24 protein-coding genes, 1 rRNA gene and 1 pseudogene are annotated in these 26595 nt (G+C 55.0%); 18 read left to right on the top strand and 8 right to left on the bottom strand.

Features of this window, described 5'->3' with window-relative positions; genetic code table 11:
• Positions 1–625, bottom strand: a 625-nt coding sequence (locus GS12_RS17975) for an MFS transporter (RefSeq protein WP_034949373.1), incomplete at its 3' end; no start/stop codon positions are given.
• A gap of 396 nt (positions 626–1021) precedes the next feature.
• Between GS12_RS17975 and GS12_RS17970 the strand changes: the two genes are divergently transcribed.
• Complete coding sequence (locus tag GS12_RS17970) at positions 1022–1870, top strand: carboxylate/amino acid/amine transporter (RefSeq protein ID WP_034949371.1); 849 nt, start codon at positions 1022–1024, stop codon at positions 1868–1870.
• A 58-nt stretch (positions 1871–1928) separates the two neighbouring features.
• Here GS12_RS17970 and GS12_RS17965 read toward each other — a convergent pair whose 3' ends face one another.
• The 3 genes from GS12_RS17965 to metR form a co-directional block, all read right to left on the bottom strand.
• The gene (locus GS12_RS17965) at positions 1929–2174 is read right to left on the bottom strand and encodes a hypothetical protein (protein ID WP_034949368.1); all 246 of its coding nucleotides are present in this window, start codon (positions 2172–2174) and stop codon (positions 1929–1931) included.
• A gap of 197 nt (positions 2175–2371) precedes the next feature.
• Positions 2372–2842 (bottom strand): YehS family protein, encoded by a 471-nt coding sequence (locus GS12_RS17960; protein ID WP_034918674.1) that lies wholly within the window; start codon positions 2840–2842, stop codon positions 2372–2374.
• Positions 2843–2926: 84 nt separating this feature from the next.
• On the bottom strand, positions 2927–3862 hold the full coding sequence (metR, locus tag GS12_RS17955) for an HTH-type transcriptional regulator MetR (RefSeq protein WP_034949366.1): 936 nt from the start codon (positions 3860–3862) through the stop codon (positions 2927–2929).
• Between the two features lie 135 nt (positions 3863–3997).
• On the opposite strand from metR, the gene metE reads away from it, so the two are divergent.
• A complete protein-coding gene (gene metE, locus GS12_RS17950; protein WP_034949364.1) occupies positions 3998–6268 on the top strand; it encodes a 5-methyltetrahydropteroyltriglutamate--homocysteine S-methyltransferase in 2271 nt (756 codons plus the stop codon).
• Between the two features lie 46 nt (positions 6269–6314).
• Here metE and GS12_RS17945 read toward each other — a convergent pair whose 3' ends face one another.
• A complete protein-coding gene (locus GS12_RS17945) occupies positions 6315–7136 on the bottom strand; it encodes a dienelactone hydrolase family protein (protein WP_034949362.1) in 822 nt (273 codons plus the stop codon).
• Between the two features lie 267 nt (positions 7137–7403).
• On the opposite strand from GS12_RS17945, the gene udp reads away from it, so the two are divergent.
• From udp to tatD, 9 genes and pseudogenes are all read left to right on the top strand, one after another.
• On the top strand, positions 7404–8165 hold the full coding sequence (gene udp, locus GS12_RS17940; RefSeq protein WP_034949360.1) for a uridine phosphorylase: 762 nt from the start codon (positions 7404–7406) through the stop codon (positions 8163–8165).
• Between the two features lie 179 nt (positions 8166–8344).
• Positions 8345–9871 (top strand): DNA recombination protein RmuC, encoded by a 1527-nt coding sequence (rmuC, locus tag GS12_RS17935; protein ID WP_034949369.1) that lies wholly within the window; start codon positions 8345–8347, stop codon positions 9869–9871.
• Positions 9872–9947: 76 nt separating this feature from the next.
• Entirely contained in the window at positions 9948–10703 is a 756-nt protein-coding gene (gene ubiE, locus GS12_RS17930; protein WP_034918685.1) for a bifunctional demethylmenaquinone methyltransferase/2-methoxy-6-polyprenyl-1,4-benzoquinol methylase UbiE, read from the top strand.
• Between the two features lie 12 nt (positions 10704–10715).
• On the top strand, positions 10716–11321 hold the full coding sequence (gene ubiJ, locus GS12_RS17925) for a ubiquinone biosynthesis protein UbiJ (RefSeq protein ID WP_034949358.1): 606 nt from the start codon (positions 10716–10718) through the stop codon (positions 11319–11321).
• Entirely contained in the window at positions 11318–12955 is a 1638-nt protein-coding gene (gene ubiB / locus GS12_RS17920; RefSeq protein ID WP_034949355.1) for a ubiquinone biosynthesis regulatory protein kinase UbiB, read from the top strand. Before ubiJ ends, ubiB begins: the two co-directional genes overlap by 4 nt.
• Positions 12956–13054: 99 nt before the next feature.
• Complete coding sequence (tatA, locus tag GS12_RS17915) at positions 13055–13303, top strand: twin-arginine translocase TatA/TatE family subunit (protein ID WP_034918691.1); 249 nt, start codon at positions 13055–13057, stop codon at positions 13301–13303.
• A gap of 3 nt (positions 13304–13306) precedes the next feature.
• A complete protein-coding gene (gene tatB, locus GS12_RS17910) occupies positions 13307–13837 on the top strand; it encodes a Sec-independent protein translocase protein TatB (protein WP_034949353.1) in 531 nt (176 codons plus the stop codon).
• A 2-nt stretch (positions 13838–13839) separates the two neighbouring features.
• Positions 13840–14592, top strand: a complete 753-nt coding sequence (gene tatC, locus GS12_RS17905) for a Sec-independent protein translocase subunit TatC (RefSeq protein WP_034949351.1) — start codon at positions 13840–13842, stop codon at positions 14590–14592.
• Positions 14593–14653: 61 nt separating this feature from the next.
• Positions 14654–15483: pseudogene (tatD, locus tag GS12_RS17900) on the top strand (3'-5' ssDNA/RNA exonuclease TatD).
• Here tatD and rfaH read toward each other — a convergent pair.
• On the bottom strand, positions 15471–15959 hold the full coding sequence (rfaH, locus tag GS12_RS17895; protein WP_034949349.1) for a transcription/translation regulatory transformer protein RfaH: 489 nt from the start codon (positions 15957–15959) through the stop codon (positions 15471–15473). The pseudogene tatD and the gene rfaH sit on opposite strands and share 13 nt — an antisense overlap.
• Positions 15960–16209: 250 nt before the next feature.
• On the opposite strand from rfaH, the gene ubiD reads away from it, so the two are divergent.
• Together ubiD and fre are read left to right on the top strand one after the other, a co-directional pair.
• Positions 16210–17703, top strand: coding sequence for a 4-hydroxy-3-polyprenylbenzoate decarboxylase (gene ubiD / locus GS12_RS17890; protein WP_034949347.1), 1494 nt, complete (start codon positions 16210–16212; stop codon positions 17701–17703).
• Between the two features lie 16 nt (positions 17704–17719).
• A complete protein-coding gene (fre, locus tag GS12_RS17885; RefSeq protein ID WP_034949345.1) occupies positions 17720–18424 on the top strand; it encodes an NAD(P)H-flavin reductase in 705 nt (234 codons plus the stop codon).
• A gap of 54 nt (positions 18425–18478) precedes the next feature.
• On the opposite strand, the gene fadA is transcribed toward fre, so the two are convergent.
• Positions 18479–19642 carry an acetyl-CoA C-acyltransferase FadA gene (fadA, locus tag GS12_RS17880; RefSeq protein ID WP_034949343.1) on the bottom strand — a complete coding sequence of 388 codons (1164 nt, stop codon included), beginning with the start codon at positions 19640–19642 and terminating at the stop codon, positions 18479–18481.
• Positions 19643–19653: 11 nt separating this feature from the next.
• On the bottom strand, positions 19654–21840 hold the full coding sequence (gene fadB / locus GS12_RS17875; protein WP_034949341.1) for a fatty acid oxidation complex subunit alpha FadB: 2187 nt from the start codon (positions 21838–21840) through the stop codon (positions 19654–19656).
• 184 nt (positions 21841–22024) lie between these two features.
• On the opposite strand from fadB, the gene pepQ reads away from it, so the two are divergent.
• From pepQ to GS12_RS17850, 5 genes are all read left to right on the top strand, one after another.
• Positions 22025–23356: a Xaa-Pro dipeptidase gene (gene pepQ / locus GS12_RS17870; protein ID WP_034949339.1), complete on the top strand. Its 1332-nt coding sequence runs from the start codon at positions 22025–22027 to the stop codon at positions 23354–23356.
• Positions 23356–23964 (top strand): IMPACT family protein, encoded by a 609-nt coding sequence (locus GS12_RS17865; protein ID WP_034949337.1) that lies wholly within the window; start codon positions 23356–23358, stop codon positions 23962–23964. Before pepQ ends, GS12_RS17865 begins: the two co-directional genes overlap by 1 nt.
• Before the next feature lie 33 nt (positions 23965–23997).
• Complete coding sequence (gene trkH / locus GS12_RS17860; RefSeq protein ID WP_034918718.1) at positions 23998–25449, top strand: Trk system potassium transporter TrkH; 1452 nt, start codon at positions 23998–24000, stop codon at positions 25447–25449.
• A 14-nt stretch (positions 25450–25463) separates the two neighbouring features.
• Positions 25464–26000 (top strand): menaquinone-dependent protoporphyrinogen IX dehydrogenase, encoded by a 537-nt coding sequence (hemG, locus tag GS12_RS17855; RefSeq protein ID WP_034918720.1) that lies wholly within the window; start codon positions 25464–25466, stop codon positions 25998–26000.
• 374 nt (positions 26001–26374) lie between these two features.
• Positions 26375–26595 (top strand): 16S ribosomal RNA (locus GS12_RS17850); the annotation flags it as partial.

Genomic DNA, 26595 nt, shown 5'->3' with positions numbered 1-26595 from the left:
GCATCAGGGCGAAGGCAATCAGCGCAACCAGAATAGCGCCGAAAGCCGGCATATAGAGCGCGGCTTTCCAGTCGTTAAACCACGCCATGCCGAGCAGAAACAGTAGCGGAGGTAAACCCCCGCCGACGTTATGCGCACAGTTCCAGACGGAAACGATGCCGCCGCGCTCTTTCTGCGACCACCAGTGGACCATGGTGCGTCCGCAGGGCGGCCAGCCCATCCCCTGAAACCAGCCGCAGAGAAACAGCAGCACGAACATCACCATAATGCTCGACGTGGCCCAGGGCACAAAGCCCATAAACAGCATGACGGCACCGGCCAGGATCAATCCGGCGGGCAGAAACACGCGTGGGTTTGAACGGTCAGAAACCGAGCCCATGATGAATTTAGAAAAACCGTAGGCGATGGAAATGCCGGAAAGCGCAAAACCGAGATCGCCGCGCGAGAAGCCCTGTTCGACCAGATAGGGCATAGCCAGCGCAAAGTTTTTACGCACCAGATAGTAGGCAGCGTAACCGAAAAATATCCCCAGGAAGATTTGCCAACGCAGTTTGCGGTAGAGCGGATCTACCCGTGCGTCGTCGACGCGCGGCTGATGTGCCGCTGGCTTGAAAATACTGAGCATGTGGCCTCCAATGGCACGATAGTGTTTTATTTTTATGCGCCCTGCGGCGCGCCAGAGAACAGGTGAAGATGGAATGAAATGTTCCATTTCGCGCGCAGGATAAGTGAGAAGAAACAAAGAATCCGTGAAGAAGAGCGCAATTGTTACAGATTTATGACAGAGCGATCGTTTGTGTGTCGTATTTCACGAAAACATTTCACTTCTTAGCCATGAGAATGTGAGATTTATCACTATTGAGCGCAATCGTAAAAGCTCTGTTTTTCGCTTCTGCGCGTTTATGTTCTCAAAAGAAAGTCAGGAAAGGTTATGGTTTGCGCACTTGTCAACGAAATAGTTCTCTGCCGTTTGCCGGTTTTTGCTACTCTGTCGCCACTTTTCACTGGCAGGTTCTTCATTGTGACATTACTGATTGTCACCACAGTTTTGTGGGCATTTTCTTTCAGCCTTATTGGCGTCTATCTCGCCGGGCAGGTGGACAGCGTTTTTTCCGTACTGGTGCGGCTGCTGCTGGCGGCGGCGGTGTTTCTGCCTTTTCTGCGTGCCAAAGGCTATCGTCCATCGACGCTGATGCTCTATATGGCCGTGGGCGCGCTCCAGCTTGGCATCATGTATTTAATCAGTTTCGAGGCCTATCTGTATCTCAGCGTCTCGGAACTGCTGCTGTTTACCGTACTGACGCCGCTCTATATCACGTTGATTTACGATCTGCTGCGCGGGCGTAGCGTGCGTTTGGGCTACGCCGCCAGCGCGCTGCTGGCGGTAGTGGGTGCTGCGATCATTCGCTACGACAGAGTGAGCGATAACTTCTGGTTTGGCCTGCTGCTGGTGCAGTTAGCAAATATCTGTTTTGCCGTGGGTATGGTTGGTTACAAGCGGTTGCAGGAGACGAGGCCCATGCCGCAGCACACCGCTTTTTCCTGGTTCTATCTGGGCGCTGCGCTGGTGGCGGTGGTGGCGTGGTTTCTGTGGGGCAATCCGAACAAACTGCCTACCACCTCGCTTCAGTGGGGCATTCTGCTCTGGCTGGGCGTGGTAGCTTCCGGGCTGGGCTATTTCATGTGGAATTACGGCGCCACACAGGTTGATGCCGGGACATTGGGCATCATGAATAATATGCATGTGCCTGCTGGTCTTTTAGTTAATTTAGCCATCTGGCAGCAGCAGCCGCACTGGACAAGTTTTCTGATTGGCGGCGCGGTAATATGCGCTTCGTTGTGGGTGCATCGACGGTGGGTAATAAAATAAAAGCAGACGTTTAATAAAATCGGGAAATAAACAGTTATTTCCCGAAAAATAACGAATATTATTTAATCCATTCGTTAATTTTATCTACAATGCCGTCGAAAATATTTTCGACAAATGAGCCAACGCGATTACCCAGGTCTTTACCAACGCCAGTGAAATCTTCTTTGGTATACCCCAGTTCTGCCGCAGGCTTGAAGCTTTCAAAAATATTGCCGAAAAACGATCCTATAGCGTTACTCAGGGAATCCTGAATTTTACCTGCGCCATTTACCGCTTCGATTTCAGTACTTTTTAATTCTCTCATATTAAAATCCTTTTATTACTCATTAATTTCATTAAGAGGTTGAATACCTCGTCCGAGAGATTAATTTCTGACATTGTCAGAGTCAAATATTAATTTGGCAGCGCGCATGAGGAAACGGCTAATTAGAAATTATTCGATTTTTAAATGCATTTGAAATTATATATCAGGTGATATTTCACCACCTGATATAGAGAGAATTATGAAACGGCAGGACGCACTCTTTTCGTTAATCCTTTGAGGAAATTACGTAAAATCTGATCGCCGCATTCGCGATAGTTTTTGTGGCCCGGTTTACGGAAAATGGCCCCAATCTCTGCCGGGCCCACCGCAAAATCAACCTGCTTCAGGATGTCGATGATATCCGTAGTTTTCAGATCGAAGGCCACGCGCAGTTTTTTCATCATGATATTGTTGGTCATTTTGCGTTCGATGGACGGCGCAGGCGCGTCCTCGCTTTTGCCGCGACGCTGAAAAATCAGGCCGTTCAGGAAATAGCCCATAATCACGTCCGGGCAGGCTCTGAAAGCCGGATCGTCATCTTTCTTCAAAAAGCTGTGCACTTCCGCTTCTTCAACCTGGCTTTCTGCCAGCGCAAGGATCTTTACTATCTGAGCATCGCTCAGATCCAGCATATAGCGCACGCTGCGCAGCACATCGTTGTTTGTCATGTTTACCCGTCAGATAATGGTGGTCATCCGGGCATTATAAAGACAAATGCGTTGATAAACAGGAAAACCGCCGACGCGCTGCGGTCAGGTTTGGCTCTGCGGCAGGAGCGCGCCGGAAAGAGACGCATCGCGCACCCGTGGCAGATGTTCGCAGGCGTGCTGCCGCGCCGAACGGATAAACGCGTCCAGAACCGGCTGCCGCTGTTCGCCGTCGCGCACAGCGGCATACAAACGGCTCCACAGACCTTCGCCCGGCGTTTTTGTTACCACCAGCCCCTGATTTTCAAAGCTTTCCACCACCCAGTGCGGCAGGGCGGCGACGCCCATTCCGGCAGACACCATCTGGATCAGCAGCAAAGTATTGTCCACGCTTTTCAGCGCGGGACTGACGCCCGCCGGTTGTAGAAAGTGCCGCCAGATATCCAGCCGCTGGCGCTGTACCGGATAGATCATCAGCACTTCATTCGCCAGGTCTTCCGGTGAAATCTTATCGGCCTGGGCCAGTGGATGATCCGGCGCCAGCACCAGCCTCACTTCAAAATCAAACATCGGCGAATAAAACAGGCCGCTGCGCGGCAGAATATCGGAGGTCAGCACGATATCCAGTTCGCCCTGCTGAAGCGCAGGCTGCGGATCGAAGGTAACGCCGGATTTAAAATCCATCACCACCTGCGGCCAGCTCTGGCGGAAATTGTTCAGCGCCGGGGTCAGCCACTGAATGCAGCTATGACATTCTATAGCGATACGCAGCGTGGTTTGATGCGGTTCATGGCATGCCTGAAGCGCCTGCTGGATTTGCGGCAGCACCTGCTCGGCCAGTTGTAACAGTATTTCACCCTGCGGCGTGAAGCGCAGCGGCTGGCTTTTACGCACGAACAGGCGAAAGCCCAGACGCTGCTCCAGATCGCTGAACTGATGTGATAACGCCGACTGCGTTTGATGAAGCTGCGCGGCGGCGGCGGCCAGGGAACCGGTAGTTCGTAACGCCTGTAGCGTTCGCAGGTGTTTGAATTCGATCATGAGAGTCCTTCACATCGACAATGAACAATTTGCGCTTGTGGTTAGTACAGTACCTGCGGATTATAGATGTGTAAACATCTGGACGTCTAAAAGCCTGATTGCCACGACAACGGGCGGTAACTGAGGTAAGCACTGATGACTATTCTGAACCATACACTCGGATTCCCTCGCGTCGGCCTGCGCCGCGAACTGAAAAAAGCACAAGAAAGTTACTGGGCGGGCAACAGTTCGCAGGAAGCCCTGCTGGCGACCGGCCGCGAGCTGCGCACTCGCCACTGGCAACAGCAGAAGGACGCGGGTGTGGATTTGCTGCCGGTTGGCGATTTCGCCTGGTACGATCATGTGCTGACTACCAGCCTGCTGCTGGGCAACGTTCCCGCCCGCCATCAGAACAAAGACGGCTCTGTCGATCTGGATACGCTGTTCCGCATCGGACGCGGCCGTGCGCCAACCGGCGAGCCAGCCGCCGCCGCAGAAATGACCAAATGGTTTAACACTAACTATCACTACATGGTGCCGGAATTCACCAAAGGCCAGCAGTTTTCACTGACCTGGACTCAAATTCTGGACGAGGTGGATGAAGCGCTGGCGCTCGGTCACAAGGTGAAACCTGTTCTGTTAGGCCCGGTTACATATTTATGGCTGGGCAAAGTGAAGGGCGAGCAGTTTGACCGCCTGAGTCTGCTAAACGATATTCTGCCCGTTTACCAGCAGGTGCTGGCAGAACTGGCGAAGCGCGGTATTGAGTGGGTGCAAATTGATGAACCTGCGCTGGTGCTTGAGCTGCCGCAGGCGTGGCTGGACGCCTTTAAACCGGCGTACGACGCATTACAGGGGCGCAGCAAACTGCTGCTCACCACCTATTTCGAAAGCGCAGGCACAAATCTGAACACCATTCGCGGGTTGCCGGTGCAGGGACTCCATGTGGATCTGGTACACGGTAAAGATGATATCGTTGAACTGAATGAAAAAGTGCCGACCGACTGGCTGCTTTCCGTTGGCGTGGTCAACGGACGTAACGTCTGGCGCGCCGATCTCAGCAGTTGGTTTGCGCGTCTTCAGCCGCTGATCGGCAAACGTCAGCAGCTCTGGATCGGCAGCTCCTGTTCACTGCTGCACAGCCCAATCGACCTGAGCGTCGAAACCCGTCTCGATGAGGAAGTGAAAAGCTGGTTCGCTTTCGCGCTGCAAAAATGTAGTGAATTGTCGCTACTCAGTAAGGCGCTGAACAATAACGATCCACAGTCGCTGGATGCCTGGAGCGCACCCATTCGCGCCCGTCGTGAATCCTCCCGCGTGCACAATGCGGCGGTGGGCAAACGTCTGGCGGCGATCGGCGCAAAGGACAGCCAGCGCAACAGCAGCTATCCGGTTCGCGCCGAGGCTCAGCGTCAGCGTTTTAACCTGCCGGCCTGGCCGACCACCACTATCGGCTCCTTCCCACAGACCACTGAGATCCGTGGCCTGCGCCTGGACTTCAAACAGGGGCGCCTGGACGGCAGCCACTACCGCACCGGCATTGCTGAACACATCAAGCAGGCCATTGTGGAGCAGGAGCGTTTAGGGCTGGACGTGCTGGTACACGGCGAAGCCGAACGTAATGACATGGTTGAATACTTTGGCGAGAACCTTGATGGTTTTGCCTTTACGCAGAATGGCTGGGTGCAGAGCTACGGTTCACGCTGCGTTAAGCCCCCGGTCATTATCGGCGACGTCAGCCGTCCTGAAGCCATAACCGTTGAATGGGCGAAGTACGCGCAGTCACTGACCGACAAGCCGGTAAAAGGCATGTTGACCGGTCCGGTGACCATCCTTTGCTGGTCCTTCCCGCGTGAAGATGTTTCGCGTGAAACCATCGCTAAACAGATCGCTCTGGCGCTGCGTGATGAAGTGGAAGATCTGGAAAAAGCGGGCATCGGCATCATTCAGATTGACGAACCCGCGCTGCGCGAAGGTCTGCCGCTGCGTCAGTCGGATTGGGCAGCCTATCTGGCATGGGGCGTCGAAGCCTTCCGCCTCAATGCCGCCGTGGCGCAGGATGATACGCAGATCCACACCCACATGTGTTATTGCGAGTTCAATGACATCATGGATTCCATTGCAGCGCTGGATGCGGATGTGATCACTATTGAAACGTCACGCTCGGATATGGAACTGCTTGAATCGTTTGAAGTGTTTGACTATCCAAACGAAATTGGCCCGGGCGTTTATGATATTCACTCGCCAAATGTGCCAAACGTGGAAAGCATTGAAGCGCTGTTGCTTAAAGCCGCGCGGCGTATTCCTACAGAGCGCCTGTGGGTTAACCCGGACTGCGGCCTCAAGACGCGCGGCTGGACGGAAACGCGGCAGGCGCTGGCGAATATGGTTAAGGCGGCGCAGAACCTGCGTAAAACAGAAGCCTGATCTCTTGTGCTGTGTTGTACGAGTTGGGCGCGCTGTGCGCCCTTTTTTATTTCACGCCGTACTGGCGGAACCACGTCAGCATTCGCTGCCAGCCGTCTTTAGCCGATGGCTCGTGATAGCTCGGACGATAATCAGCATTAAATGCATGGCCTGCCTCGGGATAGACCACAATTTCCGATTTTGAGTTGGCCGCACGCAACGCCTGGCGCATGGTTTCAACGCTCTCCTGCGGAATGCCATTGTCCTGGCCGCCATACAGGCCCAATACGGGCGCATTCATATCGACCGCCGTATCAACCGGATGCTTCTGCTGCTTCAGCGTTTTTTCACCCGCCAGTTTTCCGTACCAGGCCACGCCTGCTTTCAACTGCGGATTATGTGCGGCATAGAGCCAGACGATCCTGCCGCCCCAGCAAAAGCCGGTAATGGCCATATTGCGAATGTCGCCATCGTTGCGTGAGGCCCAGTTAGCCACATGGTCAAGATCGGCCAGTACCTGCGTGTCCGGCACCTTACTGACCAGCTCACTCAACAACGTTGAAACATCAGTATATTCAGCAGGATCGCCCTGTCTGAAATAGAGCTCAGGCGCAACGGCAAGGTAGCCTTCCGCCGCCAGACGGCGACAGATATCACGGATATGCTCATGCACGCCGAAAATTTCCTGAACGACCAGAATCACCGGCAACGGCTCCTTTACATCGCGCGGTCTGGCGTGGAAAGCAGGCATATTATCGCCCTGCGTAGGGATAGACGTTTCACCAGACTGGATATCGGCATTATCGGTGATAATTGTGGTTGAAGCCGTGGGTGACACCGCAGCAGCGAACCCTGTGTTTTTTTGCGTCGTGTTATCGTCAGATTTCATTGTCCTCTCCGTGCAGGGATGCAATCAGCTAACTATAGCCAGGATTGGCTTTAAGCCGGAAAGCGCTTTTGTGAGGGATACGAGACGCTACGCAAAACAAGGAAAAAACGAGGCGCCGGAAAAATAAATTGTGATGAAAATCACTTTTTAATAAAGATTGGTCTGTAATTTTCATTTCCTAAGTGAGTTTGCTCACATAAAGGCTATCAGCTTTATCGTATCTTAGCGGCTTGCTACCCTTATCTTTTCGTTGCAGGAGTTTTGAAAATGGCTCAGTCAGACGTTTTTCACCTTGGGTTAACCCGGTCCGATTTACAGGGCGCGACGTTGGCGATTGTGCCAGGCGATCCTGAGCGGGTGAAGAAAATTGCCGCCCTGATGGACAATGCGGTTCATCTCGCTTCCCATCGTGAATTTACCACCTGGCGCGCGGAAATTGACGGAAAAGCAGTTATCGTCTGCTCAACGGGCATCGGCGGGCCTTCAACATCCATTGCCGTTGAGGAACTGGCGCAGCTGGGCGTGCGTACTTTCCTGCGCGTGGGCACTACGGGCGCGATACAGCCTGATATCAGCGTTGGCGATGTGCTGGTCACCACCGGCTCTGTTCGGCTTGATGGCGCCAGCCAGCACTTTGCACCGCTCGAATTCCCGGCCGTGGCGGACTTTACCTGCACCACCGCGCTGGTTGAGGCCGCAAAAGCGGCGGGCGCCACCACGCACATCGGTATTACGGCCTCTTCCGATACCTTCTATCCGGGCCAGGAACGCTACGATACTTTTTCGGGGCGCGTGGTCAGCCGATTCCAGAATTCAATGAAGGAGTGGCAGCAAATGGGCGTGCTGAACTATGAAATGGAATCGGCCACGCTGCTCACCATGTGCGCCAGTCAGGGGTTACGTGCCGGGATGGTTGCTGGCGTTATCGTTAATCGCACCCAGCAGGAGATTCCTGACGCAGAAACGATGAAACGTACAGAGATCGATGCCGTACGTATCGTTGTTGATGCCGCCCGTCGTTTAATCTAATCCTCAGGGGCCGAAGAGCATTCGGCCCTGCTCAACCCGTCACGCCGGCCGTTTTACGAGACGCGTCCAGATTCTGCATGAAATCAGCGCCGCTGGCGTTACATTCTCTCTTTTGTGTGGACATTCATACAGTACGCCTCTACCTTTTCCCGAAGAGAGCACAGGAAAGGAGAATGCGCGTGGACGCCACACTCATTTATGGCATTGGCTGCGGACTTGCAGGCCTGATTGCGGGCTGGCTGCTTGCCTGGTTTCGCGGCCAGCAGCGACATGAAACCGAACGTCAGCTACTCAGGCAGTCGGCTGAGCAGTTGCGTCAGGAGCGTGAAAGGCTTGAACAGCAGCTTAATGGTCACCAGCAGGCGCAGAAACAGAGTGAAATTGAGCTACGCCAACTGCATGGCGCGCTTGCGGCCGCACAGGAAAAGCTGCATCACCTCGATCACTGGCGCGGCGAAAGCGAACAGCTCACTCGCGAACTGCGTAACCAGCTTGAGATTAATAGCGCGCAGGAGGTCGAACTTCGCGAGCTGGCGATCCGTCTTGAAGAGACGCGTCTGGCTGCGGAAGAGAAACAGCGCATGTTGGTTAACAGTGAACAGCGGCTGAATACGCAGTTTGAAAATCTGGCAAACCGCATTTTCGAGAACAGCGGGCGGCGCGTCGATGAGCAGAACCGGCAGAGTCTGAACGGCCTGATAGCGCCTCTGCGTGAACAACTGGAGGGGTTTCGGCGTCAGGTTCAGGATGGCTTCGGTCAGGAAGCCCGCGAACGTCATACGCTTGCGCACGAAATTCGTAACCTTCAACAGCTGAACGCGCAGATGGCGCAGGAGGCGATCAACCTGACTAAGGCGTTGAAAGGCGATAATAAAACGCAGGGTAACTGGGGCGAAGTGGTGCTCAGCAGAGTACTGGAGGCATCAGGACTGCGCGAAGGTCATGAGTATGAAACGCAGGTGAATATTCAGCTTGAGCAGAAGGGTCGGATGCAGCCTGACGTCATCGTTCGGCTGCCTCAGGGTAAAGATGTGGTCATTGACGCCAAAATGACGCTGGTGGCCTACGAACGCTATTTTAACAGTGAAGACGAGGTGCAACGTGAAGCGGCCATCGGCGAGCATGTTGCCTCGATTCGCAGCCATCTGCGCTTACTCAGTCGAAAAGATTATCAACAATTGCCCGGTTTACGTTCCCTGGATTATGTGTTGATGTTTATCCCGATCGAGCCCGCATTTTTGCTGGCGATTGACCGTCAGCCGGAGCTGATTAACGAGGCACTGAACCAGAATATCATGCTGGTAAGCCCCACAACGCTGCTGGTAGCGCTGAGAACAATCACTAACCTGTGGCGTTACGAACATCAAAGCCGTCACGCGCAGCGGATCGCAGATCGTGCAGCGAAGCTTTATGACAAGATGCGCCTTTTTGTCGACGACATGTCTGCGGTGGGGCAGAGCCTGGATAAAGCGCAGGGCAGCTATCGTCAGGCGATGAAAAAGCTTTCCGAGGGGCGCGGCAATCTGATAGCGCAAACGGAAAGCTTCCGTCATATGGGGGTTGAGGTGAAGCGGCCAATTAACCCGCAAATCGTTGCTCAGGCAACGCCTGAACACCCTGCTGATATCGGTGATGAAGCGCAGGAAGACAGCTCCGATGTCTATTTCCTCAACGACGCTGATGCTGCCGGACGCGTCAACGAATAAGCCGCCTGGCCGCGTGCCTGGGCTGGATGACTCTGGTACACTTGGCAGATAATTGATTGCAGAGCAGGCAAAACAAATGGCAGATGAATCAAAGGACACCACGCATTTTGGCTTTCAGACGGTAGCGAAAAGCGATAAGGCCGAAAGGGTGGCTGACGTTTTCCATTCCGTGGCGGCAAAGTACGATTTGATGAACGATTTGATGTCGTTTGGTATTCACCGCATCTGGAAGCGCTTTACCATTGACTGTAGCGGCGTACGGCGCGGGCAGCGCGTGCTCGATCTGGCGGGCGGAACGGGCGATCTCACCGCTAAGTTTTCGCGCCTTGTCGGCGAAACCGGCGAAGTGGTGCTGGCGGATATCAACAGCTCGATGTTAAAGGTGGGGCGCGAAAAGCTGCGTAATAAAGGCATTATTGGCAACGTGAGCTATGTTCAGGCCAATGCTGAGGCGCTTCCTTTTCCGGATAACTATTTCGACTGTATTACTATCGCCTTTGGTCTGCGTAACGTCACTGAAAAAGAGAAGGCGCTGGCCTCAATGTTTCGCGTGCTGAAGCCCGGCGGACGCCTGCTGGTGCTGGAGTTCTCCAAACCGCTGCTTGAGCCATTAAACAAAGTCTACGATGCCTACTCTTTCCACGTACTGCCGCGCATTGGCGAGCTGGTGGCAAAAGATGCCGGTAGCTATCGTTACCTTGCTGAATCCATCCGTATGCACCCGGACCAGGAAACACTGCGACAGATGATGGCCGATGTGGGATTTGAAAATACGCATTACCACAATCTTACCGGCGGCATCGTTGCGCTTCACCGCGGGTTTAAGTTTTAAACAGGAATGCGAATGACCTTAACGCCGCTGTTAACTGCGGGGCTGGAAACGGCGCTGAATAAAATTCTCTACCGCGATCGCAGCCTGAAAGTGGCACGTCAGCGACTGGCGGGGAAAAGCCTCTGTGTTGAACTGACTGAAATCAGGCAGCCGCTAACCTTTGTTTTTAGCGAAAAACAGCTTGATGTGCTGACCGAGTGGGGCGACGTCCACGATTGCACGGTGAAAACCCGACTCTCGACGCTACCAAAATTGCGGGATCGTCAGCAGCTTACCAGCCTGATCCGCAGTGGCGAGCTGGACGTCACGGGTGATATCCAGGTTGTACAACAGTTTTCTGCGCTGCTGGATCTGGCCGAACTTGATCCGGCGGAGTATCTGGCGCCCTGGACCGGCGACGTTATCGCACATGGCATAAGCCAGTTGGGGCGTCGCGGTGTGCAGTTTGTGCGCGGAGACGTGCAGCGCAAGCAGGACTATCTGGGCCAGGCGCTGACCGAAGAGTGGCGCATTGCGCCAGGCGCGCTTGAAATGGCCTGGTTTGCTGAAGAAGTGGATGCCGTTGATCGCGCGTTGTCAACGCTGGACGCTCGCCTCAATGCGCTGGAGGCTAAATGACGTTTGGAGAAATTCGCCGCCTCTATTTCATCATCCGCGTTTTTTTAAGCTACGGGCTTGATGAGTTGATCCCCGTGATGCGCCTGACCGTTCCACTTCGCCTGTGGCGTAAAAGCCTGTTCTGGATGCCTAACCGACATCCTCAGTTGCCGCTTGGCGAGCGCCTGCGGCTTGCGCTGGAACAGCTTGGCCCGGTGTGGATTAAGTTTGGTCAGATGATGTCCACGCGGCGCGATCTTTTTCCGCCCCATATCGCCGATCAACTGGCGATGCTTCAGGATCGTGTCGCGCCATTCGATGGCGTACTGGCGAAGCAGCAGATTGAGCTTTCGCTCGGCAAGCCGGTGGAAGCGCTGTTCGACAATTTTGATATCAAGCCGCTGGCATCGGCCTCTATCGCCCAGGTGCATACCGCTACCCTGAAGGAAAACGGCAGAGAAGTCGTCATTAAAGTTATCCGGCCGGACATCCTGCCGGTTATCGTCGCCGACATGAAGCTTATTCATCGCATGGCGCGTTGGGTGCCCCGTTTGCTGCCGGACGGGCGCCGGCTTCGCCCGCAGGAAGTGGTCAGGGACTATGAAAAAACGCTGATTGATGAACTGAATTTGCTGCGCGAGGCGGCAAATGCCATTCAGCTACGTCGCAATTTCGATAACAGCAAGATGCTCTACGTGCCGGAGATTTATTCCGACTACTGTAGCGAAACGATGCTTGTCATGGAGCGCATTTACGGTATTCCTATTTCAGACGTGGTTGCGCTTGAGCAGCACGGCGTGAATATGAAGCTGCTGGCTGAACGCGGCGTGCAGGTTTTCTTCACTCAGGTTTTTCGTGACAGCTTCTTCCATGCGGACATGCATCCTGGCAACATCTTTGTCAGCTATGAGCATCCGGAAGATCCACAGTATATTGGCATCGACTGCGGCATTGTGGGCTCGCTCAATAAAGAAGATAAGCGTTATCTGGCAGAAAATTTTATTGCCTTTTTTAATCGCGATTATCGCAAAGTGGCCGAGCTACATGTTGACTCCGGATGGGTTCCGCCGGATACCAACGTTGAAGACTTTGAATTCGCCATTCGTACCGTCTGCGAGCCTATTTTTGAGAAGCCGCTGGCGGAGATCTCTTTCGGGCACGTGCTGCTCAATCTGTTCAATACGGCACGTCGCTTCAATATGGAAGTTCAGCCGCAGCTCGTGCTGTTGCAGAAAACATTGCTCTATGTTGAAGGCGTGGGGCGGCAGCTTTATCCGCAGTTGGATCTGTGGAAAACGGCCAAGCCTTTCCTGGAAGAGTGGATTAAAGATCAGATTGGCATTCCGGCTATTGTGCGGGCGCTCAAAGAGAAAGCGCCGTTCTGGGCGGAAAAACTGCCGGAACTGCCGGAGCTGTTTTATGACAGCCTGCGACAGCACAAGCACTTGCAGCGCAGCGTGGACAAGCTCACCCACGATTTGAAAACCGAACGCGTCAGGCATCACCAGTCGCGATACCTTTTCGGCGTTGGGGCAACGCTGCTGCTGACCGGTACGGCAACGTTGTTGACCCGGCCAGAGTGGGATCTCTTTTCGGCCGCGATGGTTGCTGGCGGCATCGTCACCTGGCTGATTGGCTGGCGCAAAACAGGCTAATTGTCATGAAAAGTAAATTGGCGTGGGCTGCACATCGTCATCGCGCCCGTTGCTGTTATATACTGCAAAATTGATTTTACAACGCATCAGAGGCTAATTATGGGCGGTATCAGTATCTGGCAACTATTAATCATTGCCGTGATTGTTGTTCTTCTTTTTGGCACCAATAAACTACGTGGGTTAGGTTCTGACCTCGGTTCGTCAATCAAAGGCTTTAAGAAGGCGATGAGTGACGATAACGAGAAAGACAAAACTCCCCGCGCTGACGATGCTGACTTCAATGCCAAACTGGCTGATAAGCAGCAGGCAGAAGCGAAGAAAGAAGACATTAAAAACGACAAGGTGTAAACCGTGTTCGATATAGGCTTTAGTGAACTGGTATTGGTGTTCGTTATCGGGCTGGTGGTGCTGGGCCCTCAGCGTCTGCCGGTGGCGGTTAAAACCGTTGCAGGGTGGATACGCGCGCTGCGCTCTATGGCGACCAGCGTTCAGAACGAACTGGCGCAGGAGCTGAAGCTTCAGGAGCTACAGGACAGCCTGAAAAAAGTGGAAGAGGCCAGCAAGAACAGCTTTTCACCAGAGCTCAAAGCGTCTATGGAGGAGCTCAGGCAATCAGCGGAATCCATGAAGCGCACCTGGCTGGGTGAAAATGAGAAAGCTGATGATGAAGCGAACACCATTCATAATCCCCTGATTAAAAATCCTGATGATGCGCATGATGGCGCTACGCCAGCGGCGGCCGAACATCAGTCGAGCGCGCCTGCATCTTCTCCGGCGGTTCCTTCCAAACCCGGCAGCGAGCCAGAGTCGGCGACAAAGGCGGAGCCATTGCTCTCCAGCCGGGCGCCAGTTTCCACCACTCAACCAGGCGATGAACGTTAACTATGGCTGTTGAAGATACCCAACCGCTGATCAGTCATTTGATTGAGCTTCGTAAGCGCTTACTAAACTGTATTATTGCCGTCGTCGCTATCTTTCTCTGTCTGGCTTATTTCTCTAACGATATTTACCAGCTGGTTTCCGCGCCGCTCATGAGACAGATGCCCGCTGGCGCCAGCATGATCGCCACCGACGTCGCTTCGCCGTTTTTCACGCCGGTGAAGTTGACAATGATAGTCTCTGTGTTCCTGTCGGTGCCGGTCATTCTTTACCAGGTCTGGGCATTTGTTGCGCCTGCGCTGTATCGCCACGAGCGCAAGCTGGTCATGCCGCTGCTGTTTTCCAGTTCATTCTTATTCTATATCGGAATGGCTTTCGCCTACTTTATTGTCTTTCCGCTGGCCTTCGGCTTTTTTGCCAAAACGGCACCGCAGGGCGTTCTGATCGCCACTGACATTAACAACTATCTCGATTTCGTGATGGCGCTGTTTATGGCGTTTGGGATCTCTTTTGAAGTACCTGTTGCCATCGTGTTGATCTGTTGGACCGGGCTGACCACGCCGGAAGATCTGAAGAAAAAGCGCCCTTACATACTGGTCGGGGCCTTTGTGGTCGGCATGTTACTGACGCCTCCGGACGTGTTTTCGCAAACGCTGCTGGCTATCCCGATGTACGCCCTGTTCGAAGTGGGAATCTTCTTTTCGCGCTTTTATGTCGGCAAACGGCGTCATGAGGATGAGCAGGAAGATACCGAGTGAGATAGCATCAGCATCTCACACAACACATCATCTTTTAACCGCCCGTAAGGGCGGTTAACGTATGGAAAATCCTATGTTTGATATTGGCGTCAATCTTACCAGCACCCAGTTTGCTAACGATCGCGACAAGGTGGTTAAGCGCGCAAAGGATGCAGGCGTCACGGGCTTACTGCTCACCGGCACCAATGCGCTGGAAAGCCAGCAGGCACAAAGCCTTGCCGCACGTCGTCCGGGCTACTGCTGGTCAACCGCTGGCGTTCACCCCATCACGCTGGCGAATGGTCGGCAGAAACGGAAGCCACTCTCAGACGTCTGGCCATCAGCGAACAGGTGGTCGCTATCGGTGAGTGCGGCCTTGATTTTTATCGTAACATCGCCAGCCCTGAGCAGCAGGCATTTGCCTTTAGCGCACAGCTTGAACTGGCGGCAGAGCTGTCGATGCCGCTGTTTCTCCACTGCCGTGATGCGCACGATCGCTTCATCTCGCTGTTGACGCCCTGGCTGCCGTCGCTGCCGGGCGCGGTGGTGCATTGTTTTACCGGCACGCGCGATGAGCTGGAGGCCTGCCTGCACGCCGGGTTGTATGTTGGCATCACCGGCTGGGTTTGTGATGAACGCCGCGGTGTTGCGTTACGTGAGCTGATGCCGCTGATCCCCGCCGACCGACTGCTGCTGGAAACGGATGCGCCCTATCTTTTACCGCGCGATTTGCGGCCCAGGCCCACCTCAAGGCGCAATGAACCCTGCTTTCTGCCGCACATTGTTCAACAGGTGGCTGGATTACGCGGTGAAGATAGCCACGCACTGGCAAAGCAGTGCGATCGCAATGCGCGCAGGTTGTTCCGGCTGGAAGAGTCAGTAGCAGAGCAGGGGATTACTCAGAGCTTCTGAAACTGCTTGTTGTCGACGCTGCGCATGATTTGCTTATTCAGCAACGTCAGCAGCAGCATCGAGCGGGCCTCGCCGTCGGGTTCGGCGAAGATGGCTTTGATGCCTTCAAATGTCCCTTCGGTGATCACCACGCTGTCACCGGGGACAGGTAGTTCAGGATCGATAAGAGAGGCTGGCTGCTCCGTTTGCAGGGCGGTAATAACCGCCTGCGAAACCGTGGCAGGTTGGGAGCCGAAGCGTACAAAGTGGCTGACGCCGCGTGTTGCGCTGATGGTGGTGGTATGAATCCTTTCCGGATCGAATTCAATAAAAAGATAGTTCGGAAACAACAGTTCACTGACCTGAGCACGCTTGCCACGAACCAGCTTCTCAATCTCAATCATCGGGCTGAGACAATGTACCGCCTGACGCTCAAGATGTTCCTTCGCGCGAAGCAGTTGGCCACGTTTGCAGTAGAGTAAGTACCAGGATTCCATAACGTCACTTCTTATTAAACAGACCGATAAGAATATCAAACTCGTGGTCAGAGTTATAGCCGAATCAAAAGGGCTGGCGGCGTGCGTGGCGGTTTTTACGGCAGACTACGCCGCCTCTGTGTTTATATCGCTGGCCAGAGGCTGCGGGAGGCGCAAAGGCGATCGCGCGCTCATCCCACCGCGAAAAACTAAGCACGCGGCCGGAATCCTCCCTATAATGGCCGATTCACTGATGTACTGATGGGAAGTCATGAAATACCACGATTTACGCGACTTTCTTTCTCTGCTTGAACAGCGCGGGGAACTGAAGCGAATTAAGCAAGAGATCGACCCCGATCTGGAAATGACTGAAATCGCCGATCGCACCCTGCGGGCGGGCGGTCCGGCGCTGCTGTTTGAAAATCCTAAAGGCTATAACATGCCGGTGCTCTGCAACCTCTTTGGTACGCCAGACCGGGTTGCGCTCGGCATGGGGCAGGAGGACGTCACCGCGCTGCGCGATGTGGGGCGCCTGCTGGCCTTCCTGAAAGAGCCGGAACCGCCGCGCGGCTTCCGTGACTTTTTCGATAAGATGCCGCAGTGGAAGCAGGTGCTGAACATGCCGACGAAGCGTCTGCGTGATGCGCCCTGCCATCAGCAAATCTGGCAGGGTGATGAGGTCGATTTGCACCAGATCCCGATAATGAAGTGCTGGCCTGACGACGCGGCGCCGCTGATCACCTGGGGGCTGACCGTGACGCGCGGCCCGCATAAAGAGCGGCAGAACCTTGGCATCTATCGGCAGCAGCTTATCGGAAAAAATAAGCTGATTATGCGCTGGCTTTCCCATCGCGGCGGCGCGCTGGATTTTCAGGAATGGTGCCAGCAGCATCCGGGCGAACGTTTCCCGGTTTCGGTGGCGCTGGGGGCCGATCCTGCGACTATTCTTGGCGCGGTGACACCGGTGCCGGACACGCTATCAGAATACGCGTTCGCCGGTCTGCTGCGCGGCACAAAAACCGAAGTGGTGAAGTGCATTTCCAACGATCTTGAAGTGCCCGCCAGCGCAGAGATTGTGCTGGAAGGCTATATCGAACCGGGCGAAATGGCGCCCGAAGGTCCATACGGCGACCATACCGGTTACTATAATGAAGTTGATAGTTTCCCGGTTTTTACCGTTACGCATATGACTCAGCGCCGTGATGCTATCTACCATTCAACTTATACCGGCCGACCGCCGGATGAACCGGCGATTCTTGGCGTAGCGTTGAATGAAGTTTTTGTCCCGATTCTGCAAAAGCAGTTTCCTGAAATCGTCGATTTTTATCTGCCGCCGGAAGGGTGCTCATATCGCATGGCGGTGGTGACAATGAAAAAGCAGTACGCCGGGCATGCAAAGCGGGTGATGATGGGTGTCTGGTCCTTTCTCCGCCAGTTTATGTATACCAAATTTGTGATCGTCTGTGATGACGACATCAACGCGCGCGACTGGAACGACGTGATGTGGGCGATAACGACGCGTATGGATCCGGCGCGCGATACGGTTCTGGTTGAAAATACGCCAATCGACTATCTCGATTTTGCCTCGCCCGTCTCCGGGTTAGGCTCAAAAATGGGTCTGGACGCCACCAACAAGTGGCCGGGAGAGACGCAGCGTGAATGGGGCCGCCCTATCCGTAAAGATCCGGCGGTGACGGCGCGCATTGACGAAATTTGGGATGAACTGGCCATTCTTGATGGTACGAAACCCGGCAAACGAATTTGACCCAAAGAGGGAACGCATGACAACGTTAAGCTGCAAAGTGACCTCGGTAGAGGCGATAACCGATACCGTTTACCGTGTCCGCATGGTGCCGGAAGCTGACTTCAGCTTTAAAGCGGGTCAATATCTGATGGTGGTAATGGATGATAACGATAAACGTCCGTTTTCGCTCGCCTCCACGCCGATGGAGCGGGACATTATTGAATTGCATATCGGCGCGTCCGAACTGAATCTTTACGCCATGGCCGTCATGGAGCGCATCCGGCAGGATCGCCAGATAACCGTGGATATACCGCATGGCGATGCATGGCTTCGCGAAGAGGACGAAAGTCGTCCGCTGGTGCTGATCGCCGGCGGTACCGGCTTCTCCTACACGCGATCTATCCTGCTCACCGCGCTTGCGCGTCAGCCCAATCGCCACATCGCCCTGTACTGGGGCGGACGCGAGCTCAAGCACCTTTACGATCTGGACGAGCTGAATGCGCTGGCGGTGAAGCATCCTAATCTGCGTATTGTTCCGGTTGTCGAGCAGCCGCATCAGGGCTGGCAGGGGCGTAGCGGTACGGTGCTGACGGCGGTGATGAATGATTTCGACAGTCTGGACACGCAGGATATCTATATTGCAGGACGCTTTGAGATGGCGAAAATTGCCCGCGACAGGTTCTGCGCCGAGCGCAGTGCGCTGGAAGATCGCATTTTCGGCGATGCCTTTGCCTTTATCTGATTATTCGTAATCCATCCCGCCCTGGCAAGGCGGGAAGTCTTCTGAATACACGCATTACATACGCTCAAAGACCGTTGCAATCCCCTGTCCCAAACCAATACACATGGTTGCCAGCCCAAATTGCGCGTCGCGTTGTTCCATCAGGTTGATCAGCGTGGTGCTGATGCGCGCGCCGGAGCAGCCCAGCGGATGGCCGAGAGCAATCGCGCCGCCGTTGAGGTTGACCTTGTCATCCAGCACCTCCATCAAGCCCAAATCGTTGATGCACGGGAGCGTCTGTGCGGCAAACGCCTCATTCAGCTCAATGATGCCGATATCACTGATATTCAGATCCGCTCTTTTCAGCGCCAGTTGAGACGCCGGTACCGGGCCATATCCCATAATGGAAGGATCGCAGCCGACAACAGCCATTGAACGAACGCGGGCGCGCGGTTTAAATCCCAGTTCGCGAGCACGCGATTCACTCATCACCAGCATCGCCGCCGCGCCGTCAGAAAGCGCTGACGAACTGCCCGCCGTTACCGTGCCGTTAACGGGATCGAACGCCGGACGCAGCGCGGACAGCCCGGCAGCGGTGGTATCCGCGCGGATCACCTCGTCAGCATCATAGCGCCTGAGTACGCCATCAGCATCGTGGCCATTGACCGGGACAATTTCCGCCGAAAAGCGCCCTTCCTGCGTCGCGGCCCACGCTCGCTGATGCGATCGCGCGGCAAATTCATCCTGCATTTCACGGCTGATATGATGCTGACGCGCCAGCATCTCTGCCGTGAGTCCCATCATGGCGGCCGCTTTGGCGACGGTTTTGCCGAGTCCCGGATGGAAGTCCACGCCGTGGTTCATCGGAACATGACCCATATGCTCCACGCCGCCGATCAGGCAGGCGCTGGCGTCGCCGGTCATAATGGCGCGCGCTGCATCGTGCAGAGCCTGCATCGAAGAGCCGCACAGGCGGTTGACGGTGGTGGCCGGCACACGATGTGGGATCTCCGCCAGCAGCGCAGCATTGCGCGCAATATTGAATCCCTGCTCCAGGGTTTGCTGCACGCAGCCCCAGTAAACATCATCGAGGTTTTCCGCTGCCAGAGCGGGATTGCGGCTGAGCAGGGCGCGCATCAGATGAGCGGAGAGATCTTCAGCCCGCACGTGGCGAAAGGCACCACCTTTGGAGCGACCCATCGGCGTACGCACGGCATCAACAATAACGACTTTTTCCATTTCTTTACTCCTCATGCCGTCTTCAGCGCGGCGTCGCTGATGGATTCCGCCGGGGGATACCAGCTCTCGCTGCGCGCGGCTTTGTCGGCGAGCGCGGCGGGCGGCTGGTACAGCGGGCCAAGATCGTGAAAGCGTGCCGTGTCTGCCAGGAAGCGCGCGTTGCCCTGCGTATCCAGGTAGCGCAAGGCGCCGCCGTGGAAAGGCGGGAAGCCGAGGCCGTAAACCAGCGCCATGTCCGCTTCGGCTGGCGTCGCGATGATGTTCTCCTCAAGGCAGCGAACCACTTCATTAAGCATCGGGATCATCATGCGGGCTACTATCTCGTCATCACTGAATACCCGCGTTGGCTGGCAGACGCTTTGCAGCATCTCATCCACCGCCGGATCGGGGGTTTTCTTTGGCTTACCCTTCGCATCGGTTTCCCAGCGGTAAAAGCCCTGTTGGCTTTTCTGCCCAAAACGCTTCGCCTCAAACAATACGTCGATCGCGTCGCGATACGCTTTCTTCATACGATCGGGGAAGCCCCCGGCCATCACGCGCTGCGCATGGTGCGCGGTATCAATGCCCACCACATCAAGCAGCCATGCGGGGCCCATTGGCCAGCCAAACTGTTTCTCCATCACCTTGTCGATTTGCCTGAAGTCCGCGCCGTCGCGCAGCAGCAGACTGAACCCGGCGAAATAGGGGAAAAGCACGCGATTAACAAAAAAACCGGGGCAGTCGTTAACCAGTACCGGCGTCTTGCCCATTTTGCTGGCCCAGGCGACCACCTTCGCCAGCGTCGCCTCGCTGGTTTGCTCGCCACGGATCACCTCCACCAGCGGCATGCGGTGCACCGGGTTGAAAAAATGCATGCCGCAGAAGTTTTGCGGACGCTGTAGCGCGCGGGCCAGTGTGCTGATGGGAATGGTTGACGTATTGGAGGCCAGAACCGTTTCGCTGCCGATATGTTGTTCCGTTTCGGCCAGCACGGCGGCTTTCACCTGGGGATTTTCCACCACCGCTTCGACCACGATCTCCGCGCGATCAAAGTCCGCATAGTTGAGCGTGGGTTTGATGGTGGCCATCACGCCCGCCAGCCGCATGCCGTCAATTTTGCCGCGCGCAAGCTGCTTGTTGAGCAGCCGGGCCGTCTCCGTCATGCCCAGCGTCAGCGCGTCGGCGCTGATATCTTTCATGATGACCGGCACGCCTTTCCACGCAGACTGGTAAGCAATGCCGCCGCCCATAATGCCCGCGCCCAGCACCGCTGCCTGCTTTGGCATATCGACATTGCGGGCCAGCGCTTTGGCCTTCGCTTTGACCGCCTGGTCGTTGAGGAAAATGCCCACCAGCGCGCGCGCCTCTTTTGACCCCGCCAGCGGAACAAACGCGGCCGTTTCCAGCCGTAGCGCTTCATCACGTGCCAGACCGGCAGCCGCCTCAATGGTTTTTACCGCCGCGAGGGGAGCGGGGTAGTGTTTGCCGGCGGTTTGTAGCACCATGCTTTTCGCGATGGTAAAACTCATTGCCGCTTCAATTTTACTGAGGCGCAGCGGCGCCAGCTTGGGTTGACGTCGCGCGCGCCAGTCCTGCTTACCGGCAATGGCCTCACGTAGGATTGTTATGGCGGCGTCATGCAGCCGATCGGCAGCGACCACCGCGTCAACCAGGCCAAGCGCCAGCGCTTTTTCCGCATCAACATCTTTACCGGCCGCAATGATTTCCAGCGCGCTGTCGGCGCCCAGCAGGCGCGGCAGGCGCACGGAGCCGCCAAAACCGGGCATGATCCCCAGCTTTGTTTCCGGCAGGCCGATGCGGGCATCGGGCGTGGCGATACGAAAGTCGGTCGCCAGTACGCATTCACATCCGCCGCCCAGCGCATAGCCCTGAATGGCAGAGAGCGTCGGTACCGCCAGATCCTCCAGGCGATTAAAAATGCCGTTGGCGAAACCCAGCCACTGCGTCAGTTTTTCCGGCGGCGCAGCAAAGAGAGAGAGAAATTCAGTAATATCGGCACCGACAATAAAAGCGGGTTTGGTTGAGCTGAGCAATACGGCCTTCAAATCGGGCTGCTGTTCCAGCACCGACAACGCTTCGCCGAGGCTGGCTACGGTTTTTGTATCGAGTTTATTGACCGAACCTGGGGCATCGAAGACCAGGCCGGCGATGCCATCCTCAAGCCAGCTTACGGTCAGGGTTTCGCCTTGGTAGAGCATGTGTGTCTCCTGAGTCAGCGATAAACGATCTGGTCATACCAGATGCTGGTGAGTGTGGAAGGGATGTTAATTTTTTGCAAACAAGAGTTTGCTGATTTGCAAACAAGATCACAGCGGCGGCAGGACGGCATCCTGCGTGAGGCTGTGATAAAATGCGCGCCATTCACGATTATGGAGTCATGCTATGGATTCGTTAGTCACGCTGTACCGGGAGCATCTCAAGGTCTTACAGGGCCGCGCCCAGCAACTGTTGGCTCGCTATAAGCTGGACGGCCTGCTTCTCCATTCAGGGGAGCTGCTGACGGTTTTTCTGGACGACCACCACTACCCTTTCAAGGTAAATCCGCAGTTCAAAGCCTGGGTGCCGGTGACCTCGGTGCCAAACTGCTGGCTGTGGGTGGACGGCGTCAGTAAACCTAAGCTCTGGTTCTATTCGCCGGTTGACTACTGGCATAACGTTGAGCCGCTGCCGCAAAGTTTCTGGACCGACGAAATTGACATTATCGCGCTGAAAAACGTCGACGATATTAATCAGCTCCTGCCCACGCAGCGCCAGAACGTCGCCTATATTGGCCCGGTGCCAACGCGTGCCGCGCAGTTGGGCATCGCCTCTGCGCTGATTAATCCGCAGCAGCCGATCGATTTTCTGCATTACCATCGCTCTTTTAAAACTGATTATGAGCTGTACTGCATGCGCGAGGCGCAGAAAACAGCCGTTGTCGGCCACCGCGCAGCAAAAGAAGCTTTCCTTTCCGGCATGAGCGAATTCGATATCAATATCGCCTATCTGGCGGCAACCGGGCATCGCGATACGGACGTGCCCTATGGCAATATCGTTGCGCTGAATGAGCATGCGGCGGTGCTGCATTACACAACGCTCGACCATCTGCCGCCGGAGCAGTCGCGCAGTTTTCTGCTTGACGCCGGAACGGAATATAACGGCTACGCCGCAGACCTGACGAGAACCTATGCCGCCAGCAGTGATAGCGATTATGCGGAACTGATCCGCGATATGAACACCGAAGAGCTGGCGCTGATCTCAACGCTGAAAGCAGGCGTGCGCTATACCGATTACCATCAGCAGATGCATCTGCGTCTGGCGAAGCTGCTGCTGAAACATCAGTTAGTGAAAGGGTTGAGCGAAGAAGCGATGGTGGCGGACGATCTCACCGGCCCGTTTATGCCGCATGGCCTTGGGCATCCGCTTGGCTTGCAGGTGCATGACGTTGCCGGTTTTATGCAGGATGAAAGCGGCACGCACCTGGCGGCACCCGCTCAATATCCCTATCTGCGCTGTACGCGCGTGCTGCAACCGCGCATGGTGTTGACCATCGAGCCTGGCATCTATTTTATTGATTCGCTGCTCGCGCCGTGGCGGGAGGGTAAGTTCAGCCACCATTTTGACTGGGCACGTATCGACGCGCTAAAACCTTATGGCGGCGTGCGTATTGAAGACAACGTCATCATTCACGAACAGCGCGTGGAGAATATGACGCGGGATCTGAAACTGGATTAATGGACGCTTACGACATTCCCGCTGAGGCGTTCAGCTTCAGCGAGGAGATCAAAAAAAGCCGCTTTATTACGCTCATCGCGCATACTGATGGCGTGGAAGCGGCGCGCGCTTTTGTTCAGCGGGTGAAAAGCGAGCATCCTGCGGCGCGTCACCACTGCTGGGCGTGGGTGGCTGGCGCGCCCTCCGATTCGCAGAAGCTGGGCTTTTCCGATGATGGCGAGCCGTCCGGCACGGCAGGGAAACCCATGCTTGCTCAGCTAATGGGTAATCATATCGGCGAGACGGCCGTAGTGGTGGTGCGCTACTACGGCGGTATTCAGTTGGGCACCGGCGGGCTGGTTAAAGCTTACGGCGGCGGCGTTCAGCAGGCGTTGAAGCTGTTGCCGCGTCGACAAAAAGTGCCCATGCTGAATTTTTCTCTTGTCTGTGACTACGCGCAGTTTGCCGATATTGAAAGAATGATAGTCCGCTTCAGCGGGCAGCTATTACAGCGTGAATATTCACAGGTTGTCGCGCTTACGCTGGCTCTGCCGCATGCGCAGGTTGACGGGTTTACGCAGAATCTTAATGATTTCAGCAAAGGGGCGCTTCGGCTGTCTTCGCTTTAATCACTTCGTTATTGTCAGGAAAGGAACGGCTGAATGCATTTTCGCACCATTACCCGCATCGTCGGTTTGCTCATCATCCTGTTCTCCGGAACGATGATTCTCCCCGGCCTGGTGGCATTGATTTACCGTGATGGTGCGGGCCGCGCGTTCACCCAAACCTTTTTTATGGCGCTGCTGATTGGCTCGCTGCTGTGGTGGCCCAACCGCAGACAGAAAAAAGAGCTCAAGCCGCGCGAGGGTTTTTTGATTGTGGTGCTGTTCTGGACCGTGTTGGGCAGCGTCGGGGCCATGCCGTTTATTTTTGCCGAACATCCCAATCTCTCGCTCACCGATGCGTTTTTCGAGTCTTTTTCCGGCCTGACAACAACCGGTGCGACCACGCTGACAGGCCTTGATTCACTGCCGAAGGCGATTCTGTTTTATCGCCAAATGTTGCAGTGGTTGGGCGGCATGGGGATCATCGTGCTGGCGGTAGCGATATTGCCGATTCTGGGCGTGGGCGGGATGCAGCTCTATCGCGCCGAAATGCCCGGCCCGCTGAAAGATAACAAAATGCGCCCGCGCATCGCTGAAACGGCGAAAACGCTCTGGCTTATCTATGTTTTGCTTACCGTGGTCTGCATGATCGCGTTGTGGCTGGCGGGAATGCCGCTGTTTGACGCCATCGGTCATAGCTTCTCCACTATCGCCATCGGCGGATTTTCAACGCACGATGCCAGTATCGGCTATTTTAACAGCCCGACAATCAACACGATCATCGCCGTTTTTCTGCTGATCTCCGGCTGTAATTATGGTTTGCACTTTACGCTGCTCAGCGGCCGTAACCTGCGCGTTTACTGGCGCGATCCCGAATTTCGTATGTTTATCGGCGTTCAGTTCACGCTGGTCATGGTGTGTACGCTGGTGCTGTGGCTGCATAACGTTTATGCAAGCGGTATGCAGACGCTGAATCAGGCGTTCTTCCAGGTGGTTTCGATGGCGACAACCGCCGGTTTCACCACCGACAGCATCTCGCGCTGGCCACTCTTTTTACCCGTACTGCTTCTCTGCTCCGCTTTTATCGGCGGATGCGCAGGATCGACCGGCGGCGGCCTGAAAGTGATCCGCATCCTGCTGCTGTTCAAACAGGGCTCGCGTGAGTTAAAAAGGCTGGTCCATCCAAATGCGGTTTACACTATCAAGCTGGGGCAGCGCGCGCTGCCTGAGCGCATTCTTGAAGCGGTATGGGGATTTTTCTCGGCCTATGCGCTGGTTTTTTTATTGAGCATGCTGGCGATTATCGCCACCGGCGTTGATGACTTTTCTGCGTTTGCCGCTGTGGCGGCCACGTTGAATAACCTTGGACCCGGACTGGGCGTAGTGGCAGACAACTTCACTACGATGAATGATATGGCGAAATGGATTTTGATCCTGACCATGCTGTTTGGTCGTCTTGAGGTCTTTACGCTGTTAGTCCTGTTCACGCCGACGTTCTGGCGTGAGTAAAAATTGGTACTGTTATGAAAGCGTTGATTATTTTTTCCAGCCGTGACGGCCAGACCCGCGAAATAGCGGCTTATATCGCCAGTCAGCTTAAGGGCCGCCAGGAGTGCGAGCTCGTTAACGTGCTCCATGCGACGCATATAGACTGGTCGCACTACGATCGCGTACTGATTGGCGCTTCCATCCGCTATGGGCATTTCCATCCGCAGGTCACGAAATTCATTAAGCACCATCTCAGCGAACTGAAACAGCGGCCCGGCGGTTTTTTCTCGGTTAACCTGACGGCAAGAAAACCGGAAAAGCGTTCGCCGCAAACCAACGCCTATACCCGCAAGTTTCTGCTTCAGTCTCCCTGGGAGCCGGATTGCTGTGCGGTGTTTGCTGGCGCGCTGCGCTATCCGCGTTATGGCTTTTTCGATCGCATCATGATTCAGCTTATTATGCGGATGACCGGCGGCGAAACGGATGCCAGTAAAGAAGTTGAGTATACCGATTGGGCGCAGGTCGCCCGATTTGCCGGCGAATTTGCTGAATTAACCCGCAAAACGAAGTAAAAAAAGGCGTTTTGTTGATAAATAACGCGGTTGATTATTTTTTTCGAATAAACACTTGTCAGGCGTCAGGAAGTCCCTATAATGCGCCACCACTGACACGGAACAACGGCTTAACGGTCGCCGGTTCAGGAAGAGAAAAGAGAAAAAACTCTTGACTCTTCAGCGGGAAAGCGTATTATCTGCACCCCGCGCCACACGAGATATGTGGCACTGCTCTTTAACAATTTATCAGACAATCTGTGTGGGCACTCGCAGGATTGATATCACAGCCTTCGGGCAGATGAACTATCAAGTCTTTGTTGAGTGAACACGTAATTCATTACGACGTTTTAATTCACAGAGCATCGCCATCCACGTGATGGAAAATCAGACTTTAATTGAAGAGTTTGATCATGGCTCAGATTGAACGCTGGCGGCAGGCCTAACACATGCAAGTCGAACGGTAGCACAGAGGAGCTTGCTCCTCGGGTGACGAGTGGCGGACGGGTGAGTAATGTCTGGGGATCTGCCCGGTAGAGGGGGATAACCACTGGAAACGGTGGCTAATACCGCATAATCTCGCAAGAGCAAAGTGGGGGACCTTCGGGCCTCACAC

The sequence above is a fragment of the Erwinia oleae genome (genome assembly GCF_000770305.1).
Lineage (GTDB): Bacteria > Pseudomonadota > Gammaproteobacteria > Enterobacterales > Enterobacteriaceae > Erwinia > Erwinia oleae.
Note: the sequence above shows the minus strand (reverse complement) of the source record. Positions and strands in the feature narration are given on the sequence as shown.

Coding starts and splice junctions, on each gene's coding strand:
- ubiD (WP_034949347.1), top strand. CDS start 16,210: ATGAAATACCACGATTTACGCGACTTTCTTTCTCTGCTTGAACAGCGC.
- trkH (WP_034918718.1), top strand. CDS start 23,998: ATGCATTTTCGCACCATTACCCGCATCGTCGGTTTGCTCATCATCCTG.
- fadB (WP_034949341.1), bottom strand. CDS start 21,840: ATGCTCTACCAAGGCGAAACCCTGACCGTAAGCTGGCTTGAGGATGGC.
- GS12_RS17945 (WP_034949362.1), bottom strand. CDS start 7,136: ATGAAATCTGACGATAACACGACGCAAAAAAACACAGGGTTCGCTGCT.
- fre (WP_034949345.1), top strand. CDS start 17,720: ATGACAACGTTAAGCTGCAAAGTGACCTCGGTAGAGGCGATAACCGAT.
- GS12_RS17965 (WP_034949368.1), bottom strand. CDS start 2,174: ATGAGAGAATTAAAAAGTACTGAAATCGAAGCGGTAAATGGCGCAGGT.
- ubiE (WP_034918685.1), top strand. CDS start 9,948: ATGGCAGATGAATCAAAGGACACCACGCATTTTGGCTTTCAGACGGTA.
- pepQ (WP_034949339.1), top strand. CDS start 22,025: ATGGATTCGTTAGTCACGCTGTACCGGGAGCATCTCAAGGTCTTACAG.
- tatC (WP_034949351.1), top strand. CDS start 13,840: ATGGCTGTTGAAGATACCCAACCGCTGATCAGTCATTTGATTGAGCTT.
- GS12_RS17960 (WP_034918674.1), bottom strand. CDS start 2,842: ATGACAAACAACGATGTGCTGCGCAGCGTGCGCTATATGCTGGATCTG.
- fadA (WP_034949343.1), bottom strand. CDS start 19,642: ATGGAAAAAGTCGTTATTGTTGATGCCGTGCGTACGCCGATGGGTCGC.
- hemG (WP_034918720.1), top strand. CDS start 25,464: ATGAAAGCGTTGATTATTTTTTCCAGCCGTGACGGCCAGACCCGCGAA.
- udp (WP_034949360.1), top strand. CDS start 7,404: ATGGCTCAGTCAGACGTTTTTCACCTTGGGTTAACCCGGTCCGATTTA.
- GS12_RS17865 (WP_034949337.1), top strand. CDS start 23,356: ATGGACGCTTACGACATTCCCGCTGAGGCGTTCAGCTTCAGCGAGGAG.
- metR (WP_034949366.1), bottom strand. CDS start 3,862: ATGATCGAATTCAAACACCTGCGAACGCTACAGGCGTTACGAACTACC.
- ubiJ (WP_034949358.1), top strand. CDS start 10,716: ATGACCTTAACGCCGCTGTTAACTGCGGGGCTGGAAACGGCGCTGAAT.
- ubiB (WP_034949355.1), top strand. CDS start 11,318: ATGACGTTTGGAGAAATTCGCCGCCTCTATTTCATCATCCGCGTTTTT.
- metE (WP_034949364.1), top strand. CDS start 3,998: ATGACTATTCTGAACCATACACTCGGATTCCCTCGCGTCGGCCTGCGC.
- rfaH (WP_034949349.1), bottom strand. CDS start 15,959: ATGGAATCCTGGTACTTACTCTACTGCAAACGTGGCCAACTGCTTCGC.
- tatA (WP_034918691.1), top strand. CDS start 13,055: ATGGGCGGTATCAGTATCTGGCAACTATTAATCATTGCCGTGATTGTT.